Here is a 12,923-nt window from a genome sequence, read left to right as displayed (position 1 = left end):
GACCGCGGGCGGGCGGCCCGCCGCCGGCCTGACCGTGGCCGGCGCCGGCCGCGCGCCCCGCGGCACGCACGTCGCTACCGTTCGGTCGTGGCCGACGACACCCCCTGGCTCTCCCCCGGCGAGCGGCGTGCCTGGCTGGGGCTCGTCGCGGTCGCGGAGCTCCTGCCCGGGCGGCTCGACCAGCAGCTGCAGCGCGACGCCGGCCTGACGCACTTCGAGTACCAGGTGCTCGCGATGCTGTCGGAGGCGCCCGGGCGCGCGCTGCGCATGACGGCCCTCGCGCGGCGCACCAACGCGACGCTCCCGCGGCTGTCGCACGTCGTGAAGCGGCTCGAGCAGCGCGGGCTCGTCGAGCGGGCCGGCTCGCCGCAGGACCGGCGCGCGACGGACGCGCACCTGACGGACGCGGGCTGGGCGGCGGTCGTCGCGGCCGCGCCGGGGCACGTGCGCACCGCCCGCGCGCTCACGGTCGACGCGCTCACGCCCGAGGACGTCGAGCACCTCACCCGGATCACGGCCGCGATGCTGCGCCGGCTCGACCCGGAGGGCCGGATGACGCCCCCGGACTGAGCCCGGCGGTCCGGGCCGGCGGTCAGGGCCGGCGGTCAGGGCAGGGCGCGCCGCATCGCGTAGTTCGTCAGCGCGACCCCGTGCCGCACCGGGTGCTGCTCCCGCTCGACGACGAACCCGTGGGCCTCGAAGAACGGCCGGGCGGTGACGCTCGCGTGCGTGGTGAGCGCGGTCGCGCCGAGGCGCAGCGCCTCGGCGCGCGCCCACGCGAGCAGCGCGGAGCCGACGCCCGAGCGCCCCACCGACGGGTCGACGAACATCATGTCGACGTAGCCGTCGGCGTCGACGTCGGTGAACCCGACGGCACGGCCGTCGACCTCCGCGACGACGGTGCGCAGCGCGGCCCGCCGGGCGGCCCACGCCGCGGGGTCGATGTCGTCGGGCGCCCACGCCGCGACCTGCTCGGGCGTGTAGTCGGCCGCGGCGGTGACGCGGACCGCGGCGAGGAACACGTCGAGGGTCGGCCCGGCGTCGTCGTCCTGGTAGGGGCGGATCCGCAGGGTCACCGCGCCAGGCTAGCGACGCCCCGCGTGGTGCGGGCTGTCCGGGTTGAGCAGCGAGTGCCCCCGCCCGTAGGCGAAGTAGACGACGAGCCCGATCACGAGCCACACGCCGAACCGGAGCCACGTCTCCCAGTGCAGCTGGAGGATGAGGAAGAGCGACGCCACGACGCCCAGCGCGGGCACGACCGGCATGAACGGCAGCCGGAACGAGCGCGGCGCGTCGGGGCGCGTGCGGCGGAACAGGATGACCGCGATGCAGACGACGACGAAGGCCGACAGGATGCCGATGTTCGTCAGGTCGGCGACCGCCCGGATCGGGAAGACGCCCGCGAGCAGCGCCGCCGCGACCCCGGCGATCCAGGTGACGCGCTGCGGGGTGCCGTGCCGGTCGACGCCGGCGAACCACGTCGGCAGGAGCCCGTCGCGGCTCATCGAGAACCACACGCGCGTCACGCCCAGCAGGAACGTCAGCATCACCGTGAGGATGGACAGCACGGCGAACACCGAGATGATGCTCGCGACCACCGGCAGGCCGACGTTCTGGAACGCCGACGCGAAGCCCGCCGTCGGGTCGATGTCCTCGTAGTCCTGCAGGCCGGTGAGCACGAGCGTCGCCGCGACGTACAGCAGCATCGCGATGACGAGGGACAGGATGATCGCCTTCGGCATGTGCCGCCGGCCGTCCTCCGCCTCCTCCGCCGCCGTCGACATCGCGTCGTAGCCGAACACGGCGAAGAACACCGTCGCGGCGCCCGTGAGCACCGGGCCGAACCCGTTCGGCATGAACGGGCTGTAGTTGCCGGTGTCCACGTAGAAGACGCCGAGCCCGACGATGAACAGGATGAGCAGGATCTTGATCGCGACGGCGACGAGCTCGAAGCGCCCGAACGTGCGCGTGCCGCGGCTGAGGATGAACGTGACCAGCAGGCACACGAGCACGGCCGGCACGTTCACCACGCCGCCGTCCTCGGCGCTGGCGGTGACCGCGTCCGGCAGGTGCACCCCGAACCCGGCGAGGAACGCCTCGAGGTAGCCGGATATCCCGATGGCGACGACCGCCACGATGGCGATGTACTCCAGCAGCAGGTCCCAGCCGATGAACCACCCGACGACCTCGCCGAGCGCCACGTACCCGTACGTGTACGCCGAGCCGGCGCGCGGGACCATCCCCGCGAACTCGGCGTAGGACAGCGCGGCCGCCGCCGACGCGAGCCCCGCGATCAGGAACGAGACCAGCACCGCCGGGCCGACGCCCGGGTTGTCGGCGTCCCCGTGCGCCACGAGCCCCGCCAGCGAGAAGATCCCGACGCCGATGATGCCGCCGACGCCGATCGCGGTGAGCTGCCACAGCCCCAGGCTCTTCGTCAGCCTGCCGGCGCCGCCCTGGTCCTCGACGTCCTCGATGCGCTCAACCGGCATCTGCCGCCAGATCGAGCCGGGCTCCCTCGACAACGGCATGTGCGTCTCCCCCCTCGGCACCGGGCGGTGGCGGACGCGGGGAGCGCCGTCGGACGCCTCGCTGTCGAGGTTCGCAGCGAACGGGCGGGGCGTCCACCGGTGACGGCCACGGGCCTGTACCACCGGTGGCGTACGCGTCTGCACCGGGAGGAGGACCCGCAGGATCGGGCGGGCGTCGGACGACCCGGGCAGCGCGTCGCGGCACCGTGGTGGCACCGGGAGCGCGACGAGGCGGTCCCACCGAGGAGGAAGCCAGGTGCCCACCATGCGACCGATCGAGCGACGCGCTCCGCGCGTCATCCTCTCCGCCGTCCTCGTGACGGCGCTCCTGCCCGCGGCGCTGGCCGTCGGCGCGCAGCCCGCCACGGCCGCCCCGGCCGTCGCGTCCCACGTCCGGGTCGCCTCGGGCCTGACCGTCGGGCTGCCGACGGACTGGGTCGCCCGCGGGTCGGGGATGTTCACCACCGCCGACAGGAACGACGTCCTCGTCTACGAGGTGCGGCGGAACCAGCCCGACGTGCCCGCGGACGAGGTCCGGTTCCGGCTCACCGCCACGGACACCCGCCTGTGGTGGAAGACCCTGGCCATGCCCGACGGCGAGGGGAACCGGTGGGACCTGCACGTCAACCCGTCGGCCGGTCGGTTCCACGCGAACAACGGCCTGTGGGCGCACCAGGTGCGCAACGGCCAGTCGCTCGAGCTGTGGAAGGCCGGCGTCCTCAACACCGGCCGGAAGGTGCTCGAGATCGGCGACCTGGAGTCGCTGCCGGGTGGGTCGCGCGTCGTCTTCACCTGGATCCGTGACTGAGCAGGCCGGCACCCGCTCGACCGCGGGCCGGGTCCCCCCGTGCGGCGGACCCGGCCCGCGGACTCACGACCGGGGCGGCAGGGGCGACGTCGCGGTGACGAGGCCCGCCCGGTAGGCGACGGCGACCGCCTGCGCCCGGTCCCGCAGGCCCAGCTTCATCAGGACCCGGCCCAGGTGCGTCTTGACGGTGGCCTCCGTGACGACGAGGTGCGCGGCCACGTCGGCGTTGGACAGGCCGTGCGCCACGGCGACGAGCACCTCCCGCTCGCGCGGTGTGAGGGCCGCCAGGTCGGCGGGCGGGGGCGCGCCGGGCGGCGAGCGCCGGGCGAACTCCGCGAGCAGCCGGCGCGCGACCGCGGGGTGCAGCCAGCCGTCACCGGCGGCGACCGCGCGGATCGCGGCGACCAGCTCCGCCGGGGCCGCGTCCTTGACGACGAAGCCCTGCGCCCCCGCGCGCAGCGCCGCGTACACCGTGTCGTCGTCGTGGTACGCGGTCAGCACGAGGACGCCGACGGCGTGCGCCGCCGCCGGCGGGCCGCCGAGCTCGTCGACGACCCGGCGCGTGGCCGCCACCCCGTCGAGCCGCGGCATGCGCACGTCGAGGACGACCACGTCCGGCACGTGCCGGTGGGCGAGCCGCAACGCCTCGTCGCCGTCGGCGGCGAGCCCGACGACGTCCACGTCGGGCTCGGACCGCAGCAGCAGGTCCAGCCCCTGGAGCATCAGCGGCTGGTCGTCGGCGAGGACGACGCGGATCACCACGTGCGGTCCCTCCCGGGTGCCGGCGCCGCGGCGTGCGCCGGCGGTGCCGGTGGCGTCGCGCCCGTCACGGGCAGCACCGCCTCGAGGTACCACCCGCCCTCGGCGCGGGCGCCGTGCCGGAGCCGCCCGCCCGCGACCGTGACGCGCTCGGCGAGGCCGACCAGCCCCGTGCCGGTGGAGAGGGCGGCGAGCCGCGGGTCGGCGCGCCCGCCGCCGTCGTCCACCACGCGCACGGCGAGCGACCCCGCCGACCAGGTCACGTCGACGGCGGCGCGCGCGCCCGCACCGGCGTGCCGCACCGTGTTCGTCAGGGCCTCCTGCACCGCCCGGAAGGCGGCGAGGCCGACGCTCGGGTCGAGCGGGCGTGCCTCCCCGGTCGTGCGTAGGTCGACGTCGACGCCCGCGCGCCGGACGTCCTCGACCAGGCGGGCGATGCCGTCCACGGTCGGCAACGGCTCCGCCGCGACGTCCGCCGCGTCGGTGCGCAGGAGGCCCAGCATGCGCCGCAGCTCGTTCACGGCACGGCCGCCGACCTCCTCGATCACCCCGAAGGCCTCCCCCGCCTCCGCCGGCGACCGCTGCTCCACGGCCCGCCGACCGACCGCCGCGTGCAGGAGCATCACCGTGACGGCGTGCGCGACGATGTCGTGCAGCTCGCGCGCGATGCGGGCCCGCTCGTCGGCGAGCGCCTGCTCCCGCGCCCGCTCCAGCCGTGCGGCGCGTCGGCGGTTCGCGGCGCTCCAGCGGCCGGCGCCCCAGGCGCCCGCCTCGAGCACGACGTACACCGCGCCCACGCCCGCCAGCGCGCCCGCCGCGTCCAGCTGCGGGTTGCGCCGCACCTCCTCGACCAGGGCGAACCCGTGCGCCGTCAGCGCCGCGACCAGGCACAGCACCGACGCACGCAGCGACGCCCGGGCCGCGGCCGTGCTGACCGCGAGCGCGACGGTGAGCACCGGTGGCCAGGCCAGCAGGAGCAGCGCCGGCACGACGCAGGCGCTCACGAGCAGCGCGACCGCGACGGGGTGCCGGCGGCGCAGCAGCAGCAGCCCGAGCACGGGCAGCGCCCCGCCCACGAGCGGCACGGTCGCGACGGCGCGCTCGGGGACGGCGAGGTCGCTGAAGAGCGCGAGGTCGAGCACCCAGACCGCCACCCCGGCGGCGACCCCGACCGCCGGCCGCTCGGCCCGCGGCCACGCCCGCGCACGCCGCCCGTCGGGGCCGGCGCCCGCGGCGCGGCGGCGGGTCACGGCCCCCGGGGCCGCCGGCGCTCGGCCACCGCCTCCGCCAGCTCCGCCCCCGACGCCGGCACGTACTCGCAGGGCCACTTGAACCAGCCGCACAGGAGGGGGACGAAGCCCGCGACGAGGTCGACGTCGTCGGACGTCGTGACGGGCACCCCCGGCTGCGCGTCCTCGACCGGCAGCCCGGCGAGCAGGTCGTCCGTGACGTCCGGTGCGGGCGCGGGCAGCAGCAGGTCCGCGACGGGGTCGTCGGAGCGGCGCCGCGGGCCCCCGGCGCGCACCGGGCCGTCCGGCGGCTCGGGACGGGTCCGCCCGGGGGCCGGCTCGCCCGTGCGCTCCTCCAGCGCGAGGACGAGGTCGACGGGGTCACGACGGCGCGGTCGCCGCGGCGCGATCCGGCTGGGCCGCGCCAGCCGCACGACGGTGAACCCGGGCGCTCCGACGCGCGCTCCCGCGCGCACGAGGTGGACCCGGCCCGGCGCGACGCGGTCGACCTCCCGGGCGTCCGCGGGGACCACGACGACCTCGAAGCCGGCGGGGTCGTCCAGCCCCTCCACGACACCCGTGACGTACGCCGTCTCCGTGTCGAGCAGCGTCCCGACCGCCAGGACCTGCCCGGACGGGGCGCGCCGCAGCACCACCGACACGGCGCCCTCGGCGGCGTCGCCCGGCACGGCCCCCTCCGGCACGCCGCCCTCCGGCACGGTGCCCTCCGACAGCTCGTCCATGGCGGCCCCCCAGCCGGTCGGCGTCGTCGCTCCACGACGAGTGTGCCGCCGCAGCGACCCTCGGCGCCATGGGTCGAGGGCGCCTGCCCGGACGCGGGCGCGCGACGGCCGCAGGCACCACCATGTGCGGCATGAGGTTCTACGCGCAGGACGGGCGCCGGCGCGCGCGGCAGGTCGTCGGCGACCTGGTCGTGCTGGCGTGGGTGGCCGGGTGGCTGTGGGTCGCGCGGTGGCTGCACGACCTGGTGGCGCGGCTCGGCGCCCCCGGGCGGACCCTGGAGGACGCCGGCACGTCCCTGCGGGACAGCCTCGGCTCCGCCGGGGAGACGGTGTCGCGCATCCCCGTGGTGGGGGACGACGTGCGCGCGCCCTTCGACGCCGCGGGCGGCGCCGCCGGGTCCATCGCGGCGGCGGGCGTCGAGGTGCAGGACGGTGCCGCGCGCCTGGCGCTCGCCGTGGCCGTCGCGGTCGCCCTCGGGCCCGTCGGGGTCGTGGTCGTCGCCTGGCTGCGCGCGCGCCTGTCGTTCGCGCGGCGTGCCGGCGCGGCAGCGCGGCTGCTGGACTCGGCCGTGGACCTCGACCTGTTCGCCCTGCGGGCCCTGGCCACGCAGCCCGTGACGCGACTCGCCCGCGTCGGCCCCGACCCCGCCGACGCGTGGCGTCGCGGTGAGCCGGAGGTGGTGCACGCGCTCGCGGCGCTCGAGCTGCGGTCGCTCGGGCTGCGCCCGCCCGCGCCCGCCGCGGGACGCGGTGCCGGTCTCCCCCGCCCGGCTCGCCCGCGGGGCTAGAGCCCACGCGGTCCGCGTCCGCCGTGCCGCCCGTCGGGCCCGCGGCTACGGTGGGCGCGACCGTCGACGGGAGCGTGCATGGACTGGCAGCGGTACGACGTCGCACTGTTCGACATGGACGGGGTGCTGACCCCCACGGCGCGGGTGCACATGCAGGCGTGGGAGGCGGCGTTCACGGCGTTGTTCCGCGCGCGGGGCATCACGCCCCCGTACGGCGACGACGACTACTTCCGCTACGTCGACGGCCGTCCGCGCTACGACGCCGTCCGCGCGGTCCTCGCCTCGCGCGGCGTCGTGCTGCCGGAGGGCGGCCCCGCCGAGGCGCCCGTCGCGGGCACCGGCACCGAGCCCGTCACCGGTACCGAGCCCGGCATCGTCACCGAGCCCGGCACCGACACCGTGCGGTCGGTCGGCGACGCCAAGAACCACCACTTCCTGCGGCTGCTGGGCGACGGCGTCCCGCCCTACCCGGACGCCGTCGTGCTGCTGGACCGGCTGGCCGCACGCGGCGTCCCGTGCGCGGTCGTGTCCAGCTCGCGCAACGCCCGGGCCGTGCTCGACGCGGCGCACCTGACGCCGCGCTTCCGCGTGGTCGTCGACGGGGTGGTCGCGCTCCGCGAGGGGCTGCCGGGCAAGCCGTCCCCGGCGACGTTCCAGCACGCGGCGCGGCTGCTCGGCGCCCCGGTCGACCGTGCGGTCGTCCTCGAGGACGCCGTGTCGGGCGTCGCCGCCGGTGCGGCCGGCGGGTTCGGCGCCGTCGTCGGCGTGGACCGCGGCGCCGGGGTCGAGGCCCTGCGTGCCGCGGGCGCGGACGTCGTCGTCGCGGACCTCACCGACCTGGTGGGACGGTGACGCCGTCGCCGGCCGACCTGCACGGCGCACCGCCGCCGATGGACCGCGTCCGGTTCCCGGTGGAGCCGTGGCGGCTCGTCGAGACGTCCTTCACGACGCACGACCTCGGGACGACGGAGACGCTCTTCGCGGTCGGGAACGGGTACCTCGGGATGCGCGGCACCACGGCGGAGGGGCGCCCGAGCCACGCGCACGGCACGTACGTCAACGGCTTCCACGAGACGTGGCCGATCCGTCACCCCGAGGAGGCGTTCGGCTTCGCCGAGGTCGGGCAGACCATCGTGAACGCGCCCGACGCCACGGTGCTGCGGCTGTACGTCGACGACGAGCCGCTCGTGCTCGACGTCGCCGACCTGGTCACGTACGAGCGGGCCCTCGACCTCGCCGGCGGGGTGCTGGCCACCGAGCTCGTGTGGCGCACGCCGTCCGGCAACCGCGTGCGGGTCCGGTCCCGGCGCATGGTGTCGGCGACGGCCCGCCACCTGGCGGTGATGACGCTCGAGGTGACCGTGCTCGACGCGCCGGCCCCCGTCGTCGTCTCGTCGCACGTCATCAACCGCGAGGACGGCGCCGACGAGTACTCGGCGCGCGCGACCGGCACAGCGCCCGTACGGGACGACCCCCGCCGCAGCCGGCCGTTCGACGAGCGGGTGCTCGAGCCGCGGCTCGCCCGGGACGAGGACGGCCGGATCGTCCTGGGCTACCGGTGCGTCCGCTCCCGCATGACGCTCGCGGTCGCGGCGGACCACGAGATCAGCACGGCGGGCGAGCACGAGCAGCACGTCGAGGTGGGGCCGGACGACGCGAAGCTCGTCGTGAGCGTGCGGGCGCAGCCGGGCCGGCCGCTCACGGTCACGAAGTACGTGGCGTACCACACGTCCCGCAGCGTCCCGGCGCGCGAGCTGGCCGACCGCTGCCGGCGGACCCTCGACCGGGCGCGTGCCGACGGTGTCGACACGCTGCTCGCCGACCAGCGCGCGTGGTTCGACGCGTACTGGAGCCGCTCGGACGTCCAGGTGGACGGCGACCCGCAGGCGCAGCAGGCGGTCCGCTGGAACCTGTTCCAGCTCGCGCAGGCGGCCGCCCGCGCGGAGGGCAACGGCATCCCCGCGAAGGGCGTGACCGGGTCCGGGTACGAGGGGCACTACTTCTGGGACACCGAGATCTACGTCCTGCCGTTCTTCACGTACACGACCCCGCAGGTGGCCCGGAACGCGCTCCGGTTCCGGCACACCATGCTCCCCGCCGCCCGTCGCCGCGCGCGCGAGATGACGCAGGACGGGGCGCTGTTCCCGTGGCGGACGATCAACGGCGAGGAGGCGTCGGCGTACTACGCCGCCGGCACCGCGCAGTACCACATCGACGCCGACGTGGCCCACGCGGTCGGCACGTACGTCGACGTGACCGGCGACGAGGAGTTCAGCGACCGCGAGGGGCTGGAGATCCTCGTCGAGACCGCGCGGCTGTGGGCGGATCTCGGGTTCTGGCGCGGGGACGGCGAGCAGTCGTTCCACATCCACGGCGTGACCGGGCCGGACGAGTACACGACCGTCGTCAACGACAACCTGTTCACGAACGTGATGGCGCGCTCGAACCTGCGGCGGGCGGCCCAGGCGGTCCGGGACGTCGCGGCGCGGCGACCGGAGTGGTTCGGCCGGCAGTGCGCGCGGCTGGGCCTGAGCACGGGGGAGGCCGCGGAGTGGGAGCGCGTCGCGGACGCCCTCGCCGTCCCCTACGACCCGCACCTGGGCATCCACCCGCAGGACTCGCAGTTCCACGAGCGCGAGGTGTGGGACCTGGCCGGCACGCCGGAGGACCGGCGGCCGCTGTTCCTGCACTACCACCCGCTCGTGATCTACCGCTTCCAGGTGCTCAAGCAGGCCGACGTCGTGCTCGCCCTGTACCTGCAGGGCGCCGACTTCACGCCCGAGGAGAAGCGGGCGGACTTCGAGTACTACGACACGATCACCACCGGCGACTCGACGCTGTCCGCGGTGGTGCAGTCGATCATCGCCGCCGAGGTCGGCTACCAGGACCTGGCGCTCCACTACTTCCACCGCGCGCTCTACGTCGACCTCGCCGACCTGCACGCCAACGCGTCGGACGGCGTCCACGTCGCGTCCGCCGGCGGCGTGTGGTCCGCGCTCGTCGGCGGGTTCGGCGGCATGCGCCACCACGACGGCGTGCTCTCGTTCGACCCGCGCCTGCCCACGTCGTGGGACGCCCTCACCTACCGCCTCGCCGTCCGCGGCAGCCACCTGCGGGTGCGGCTGCGCGCCGACGCGCTCGAGCTGGTCGTCGAGGACGGGCCGGCGCTGACCGTCCGCGTGCGGGGCGCGGCCGTCGAGGTCGGCGGCGAGCCGGTGGTCGTGCCGCTCGCCGACCAGGGACCGCGCATCGAGGGTGTCCCGGACCCGGCCGCACGGCTGGGGACGCGGCGTCCCGACGGCACGGTGGTCACGGCGTCCGTCCCGCACCAGACCGGGCGCAACGCCTGAGCGGCGGTCCGGCCGCGACCGCCCGGGGGCTCGGTCGTACGCTCGGCCGGTGCTGCGACTGAGCGACCACCAGCTGGCCTTCGTCACCGAGCGCCACCTCGCGACGCTGACGACCCTGCGCACGGACGGCACGCCGCACGTGGTGCCCGTCGCGTTCACGTGGGACCCGGCCGCGGGCGTCGCGCGGACGACGACGCGGCCGGGCACCGTCAAGGCGCGCAACGCCCGCCGCCGCGGCACCGACGGCCCCGCCCGCGCCGCCCTCTGCCAGGTCGACGGCCGGCGCTGGCTCACGCTCGAGGGCGCGATGACCGTCGTCGACGACGCGGCCGAGGTCGAGGAGGCGCTGCGGCGGTACGCCGAGCGCTACCGCCCGCCGACCGCGGGCGTCGAGCGCGTGGTGCTGCGGCTCGCCGTCGACCGGGTGCTGTCGTCGCGCGACCTGGTCTGACACGGCGGCACGGGACCACGTCCGGCCGGATGGCCGCGACGGGTGCCGGCGACCGTGCCGCGCCGACGGGGCCGGTCAGGAGAAGGAGTCCGCGTACTCGCCGGTCGGCGGGATCGGCGTGATGACGTCGACCAGGACGCCGTCGGGCCCCTCCGCGATGAAGTGCCGCTGCCCGAACGCCTCGGAGCGCAGCGGCAGGACGACGCGCACGAGGTCGCGGACGCGCTCGTGCTCGGCGTCGACGTCGTCGACCTCGAGGTTCACGAGCACGCCGGCAGCGGTGCGTCCGCGGTGCGCGGCCGGGACGGTGCGGTGGTCGGCGTCGAGGACGGCGAGCTCCCACGTGCCGCGACGCAGGCTGACGTACCAGTCGGACGAGAACGTCGGCTCGAACCCGAACGTGTCGGTCCAGAAGCGTGCGGCGACCGCGACGTCGCGCGTCATGAGGACGGGGTAGCTGCTCTGCAGGTGCATCGTCGTCTCCTTTACGTACGGTGTGTACGTATAGATACGAACAGACTGTATGTATCCTCGTCAAGAGGAGGTGCCCCGATGCCGAGAGCCACCAAGGAGCAGAGCGAGGCGACGGCCACCGCGGTGCGCGCGGCCGCCCGCCGGCTGTTCACCGAGCGCGGCTACGCGGCGGTCCCGCTCGACGAGGTCGCCACCGAGGCCGGGGTGACACGCGGGGCCGTCTACCACCACTACGGCAGCAGGCGGGGCCTGTTCGCCGCCGTGCACGCCGAGGTGCAGGCCGGCGTCGCCGCAGCGGTCGACGAGGCCGCGCAGGACGCCGCCGACCCGTGGGAGAGCCTCGAGCGCGGGTGCCGCGCCTTCCTCGAGGCCAGCGTCGCGGACGACGCCCGGCGGGTCATGCTCGTCGACGGGCCCGCCGTCCTCGGGTGGGCGGCGTGGCGCGACGTCGACGCGGCGAGCTCGGGCCGCCTGCTCGACGAGGTGCTGGCCGAGCTCGCGCGCGCCGGCCGGCTGCGCGACGTCCCGGTCGTCGCCACCTCCGCGCTGCTGTCCGGCGCCATGAACGAGGCAGCGCTGTGGATCGCCGCGTCCGCCGACCGGGAGGCTGCGACGCGCGACGCCTGGGACGCCCTCCGCGACCTGCTCCGCGGCCTGCGGGCGGACGGCACGGCGCGGGGCTGACCGGCCCGCCCCGGCACGCACGACGACCCGGGGACCCGCTCGCCGCCCGCGGGCGAGCGTGCGGTGGGGGGCGAGGGCGCCGGGCGGGAGTCAGCTCCTGCCGACAGCGGCCGCGCGCCGGGCCGCGGGAGACAAGGCGTGAACGGACTCGAACCGTGCGGCGGCGTCCGGGTGCGCCCGGCGCAGCTCCCTGACCGCGGTGCCCAGCGCGCTCTGCACGACCGCCTCGGGGTCATCGACCAGCGTGCGCAGGATCGCCACGGGGTCGTCGGGCCCGCCGTGCCGGATGGTCCAGTAGCTCGCGACGAGCGCCGTGCGCCGTTCCCACCGGTTCACCGACCGCGCGAGACGGTGCAGCGGGTCGCGCGGCCGGTCGAGGAGGAACTCCCCGACGACGCGGGGCGCCGCGCGGTCCACGAGGTCCCACGTGTCGATGTGCTCGTGCCCGTCGAGGTAGGTCTCGAACAGCACCGCCCGCTCGGGCGTGGTCGGACGCGCGCGTCGCGCCTGGGCGTCGAGGACGCTGACCGCGACCATCCGCAGCTCGTACCAGTGCGAGGCGAGGAGCTCGCGGACGACGTCGACCGGGAGCCCGCGGTGCTCGCGTGCGAGGTCGAACGTGTGCTTCATCCGCACGCCGATCACCTGGTCGCGAGGTACGCGCCTCGCGATGGCGTCCACCTGCCGGGGGTCGGCCATCCCCCGCAGCCGCGCCTCGACGGCCGCCACCGACGTCATCGGCCGGCACCGGCCGCGAGCAGCTGCTCCCGGACCACGTCGTGGGTCGATGCACGCACCCGCACCACCTCCTGCTCCCGCGGCGGGTGCGGACGCACCCAGCGGCTCCTCGTCGCGCGCACCGCGCGCTCCTCCGGAGGGGTGGACCAGCAGCGCGCTCAGGACTCGTCGGGGTCGCGCGGACCCACCCGCCCGCGACGTGGCCCCCCGGGGCGCCGGCGGGGCCCGCGGCAGGCACCTAGTGAGGTAGCCCGCGCCCCCCCGGCCCCGCGCGGGGGGGCGGGGCGGGGCCGGGGGGGCGGGGGTCGGGCCGGTCCCGCCCCGCGGGGGTGGGTGGGGGGCGGCCGCGCGGCCGCACCGGTCAGGAC

General features: G+C 76.5%; 14 protein-coding genes. 7 read left to right on the top strand and 7 right to left on the bottom strand.

What is annotated here, in order from left to right; all coding sequences use genetic code 11:
- Positions 1-87: 87 nt before the first annotated feature.
- A complete protein-coding gene (locus ACFUMH_RS15955) occupies positions 88-570 on the top strand; it encodes a MarR family winged helix-turn-helix transcriptional regulator (protein WP_378207709.1) in 483 nt (160 codons plus the stop codon).
- A gap of 35 nt (positions 571-605) precedes the next feature.
- Here ACFUMH_RS15955 and ACFUMH_RS15950 read toward each other — a convergent pair whose 3' ends face one another.
- Positions 606-1,076 carry a GNAT family N-acetyltransferase gene (locus ACFUMH_RS15950; protein WP_378207705.1) on the bottom strand — a complete coding sequence of 157 codons (471 nt, stop codon included), beginning with the start codon at positions 1,074-1,076 and terminating at the stop codon, positions 606-608.
- A gap of 9 nt (positions 1,077-1,085) precedes the next feature.
- Positions 1,086-2,531, bottom strand: coding sequence for an amino acid permease (locus tag ACFUMH_RS15945; protein ID WP_378207701.1), 1,446 nt, complete (start codon positions 2,529-2,531; stop codon positions 1,086-1,088).
- 265 nt (positions 2,532-2,796) lie between these two features.
- On the opposite strand from ACFUMH_RS15945, the gene ACFUMH_RS15940 reads away from it, so the two are divergent.
- A complete protein-coding gene (locus tag ACFUMH_RS15940; protein WP_378207698.1) occupies positions 2,797-3,339 on the top strand; it encodes a hypothetical protein in 543 nt (180 codons plus the stop codon).
- 63 nt (positions 3,340-3,402) lie between these two features.
- Here the strand turns inward: ACFUMH_RS15940 and ACFUMH_RS15935 are convergent, their stop codons facing one another.
- The 3 genes from ACFUMH_RS15935 to ACFUMH_RS15925 form a co-directional block, all read right to left on the bottom strand.
- The gene (locus ACFUMH_RS15935; protein WP_378207695.1) at positions 3,403-4,101 is read right to left on the bottom strand and encodes a response regulator; all 699 of its coding nucleotides are present in this window, start codon (positions 4,099-4,101) and stop codon (positions 3,403-3,405) included.
- Positions 4,095-5,252 carry a sensor histidine kinase gene (locus ACFUMH_RS15930; protein WP_378207692.1) on the bottom strand — a complete coding sequence of 386 codons (1,158 nt, stop codon included), beginning with the start codon at positions 5,250-5,252 and terminating at the stop codon, positions 4,095-4,097. The genes ACFUMH_RS15935 and ACFUMH_RS15930 overlap by 7 nt, the downstream gene beginning before the upstream one ends.
- A gap of 92 nt (positions 5,253-5,344) precedes the next feature.
- Complete coding sequence (locus ACFUMH_RS15925; RefSeq protein WP_378207690.1) at positions 5,345-6,070, bottom strand: hypothetical protein; 726 nt, start codon at positions 6,068-6,070, stop codon at positions 5,345-5,347.
- A 131-nt stretch (positions 6,071-6,201) separates the two neighbouring features.
- Between ACFUMH_RS15925 and ACFUMH_RS15920 the strand changes: the two genes are divergently transcribed.
- The 4 genes from ACFUMH_RS15920 (at position 6,202) to ACFUMH_RS15905 (ending at position 10,659) form a co-directional block, all read left to right on the top strand.
- Positions 6,202-6,858: a hypothetical protein gene (locus ACFUMH_RS15920; protein WP_378207687.1), complete on the top strand. Its 657-nt coding sequence runs from the start codon at positions 6,202-6,204 to the stop codon at positions 6,856-6,858.
- 78 nt (positions 6,859-6,936) lie between these two features.
- Entirely contained in the window at positions 6,937-7,710 is a 774-nt protein-coding gene (locus ACFUMH_RS15915) for an HAD family hydrolase (RefSeq protein ID WP_378207684.1), read from the top strand.
- A gap of 38 nt (positions 7,711-7,748) precedes the next feature.
- Positions 7,749-10,208 (top strand): glycoside hydrolase family 65 protein, encoded by a 2,460-nt coding sequence (locus ACFUMH_RS15910; RefSeq protein ID WP_378207712.1) that lies wholly within the window; start codon positions 7,749-7,751, stop codon positions 10,206-10,208.
- Positions 10,209-10,257: 49 nt separating this feature from the next.
- Entirely contained in the window at positions 10,258-10,659 is a 402-nt protein-coding gene (locus tag ACFUMH_RS15905) for a pyridoxamine 5'-phosphate oxidase family protein (RefSeq protein WP_378207681.1), read from the top strand.
- Positions 10,660-10,734: 75 nt separating this feature from the next.
- Here the strand turns inward: ACFUMH_RS15905 and ACFUMH_RS15900 are convergent, their stop codons facing one another.
- Entirely contained in the window at positions 10,735-11,133 is a 399-nt protein-coding gene (locus tag ACFUMH_RS15900; RefSeq protein ID WP_378207678.1) for a VOC family protein, read from the bottom strand.
- 78 nt (positions 11,134-11,211) lie between these two features.
- Between ACFUMH_RS15900 and ACFUMH_RS15895 the strand changes: the two genes are divergently transcribed.
- Positions 11,212-11,817, top strand: coding sequence for a TetR/AcrR family transcriptional regulator (locus ACFUMH_RS15895; protein WP_378207675.1), 606 nt, complete (start codon positions 11,212-11,214; stop codon positions 11,815-11,817).
- A 90-nt stretch (positions 11,818-11,907) separates the two neighbouring features.
- On the opposite strand, the gene ACFUMH_RS15890 is transcribed toward ACFUMH_RS15895, so the two are convergent.
- Positions 11,908-12,555, bottom strand: a complete 648-nt coding sequence (locus ACFUMH_RS15890; RefSeq protein ID WP_378207671.1) for a DNA alkylation repair protein — start codon at positions 12,553-12,555, stop codon at positions 11,908-11,910.
- Between the last annotated feature and the right edge of the window lie 368 nt (positions 12,556-12,923).

Origin of the sequence: Cellulomonas sp. NPDC057328 (assembly GCF_042667215.1) — a bacterium.
Classification (GTDB): domain Bacteria; phylum Actinomycetota; class Actinomycetes; order Actinomycetales; family Cellulomonadaceae; genus Cellulomonas.
This window is presented reverse-complemented; position numbering and strand designations above follow the sequence as displayed.

Excerpts from the sequence above, each read along its gene's own strand:
- ACFUMH_RS15945 (WP_378207701.1), bottom strand. The coding sequence starts at position 2,531 with ATGCCGTTGTCGAGGGAGCCCGGCTCGATCTGGCGGCAGATGCCGGTT.
- ACFUMH_RS15940 (WP_378207698.1), top strand. The coding sequence starts at position 2,797 with ATGCGACCGATCGAGCGACGCGCTCCGCGCGTCATCCTCTCCGCCGTC.
- ACFUMH_RS15925 (WP_378207690.1), bottom strand. The coding sequence starts at position 6,070 with ATGGACGAGCTGTCGGAGGGCACCGTGCCGGAGGGCGGCGTGCCGGAG.
- ACFUMH_RS15920 (WP_378207687.1), top strand. The coding sequence starts at position 6,202 with ATGAGGTTCTACGCGCAGGACGGGCGCCGGCGCGCGCGGCAGGTCGTC.
- ACFUMH_RS15915 (WP_378207684.1), top strand. The coding sequence starts at position 6,937 with ATGGACTGGCAGCGGTACGACGTCGCACTGTTCGACATGGACGGGGTG.
- ACFUMH_RS15910 (WP_378207712.1), top strand. The coding sequence starts at position 7,749 with ATGGACCGCGTCCGGTTCCCGGTGGAGCCGTGGCGGCTCGTCGAGACG.
- ACFUMH_RS15900 (WP_378207678.1), bottom strand. The coding sequence starts at position 11,133 with ATGCACCTGCAGAGCAGCTACCCCGTCCTCATGACGCGCGACGTCGCG.
- ACFUMH_RS15895 (WP_378207675.1), top strand. The coding sequence starts at position 11,212 with ATGCCGAGAGCCACCAAGGAGCAGAGCGAGGCGACGGCCACCGCGGTG.
- ACFUMH_RS15890 (WP_378207671.1), bottom strand. The coding sequence starts at position 12,555 with ATGACGTCGGTGGCGGCCGTCGAGGCGCGGCTGCGGGGGATGGCCGAC.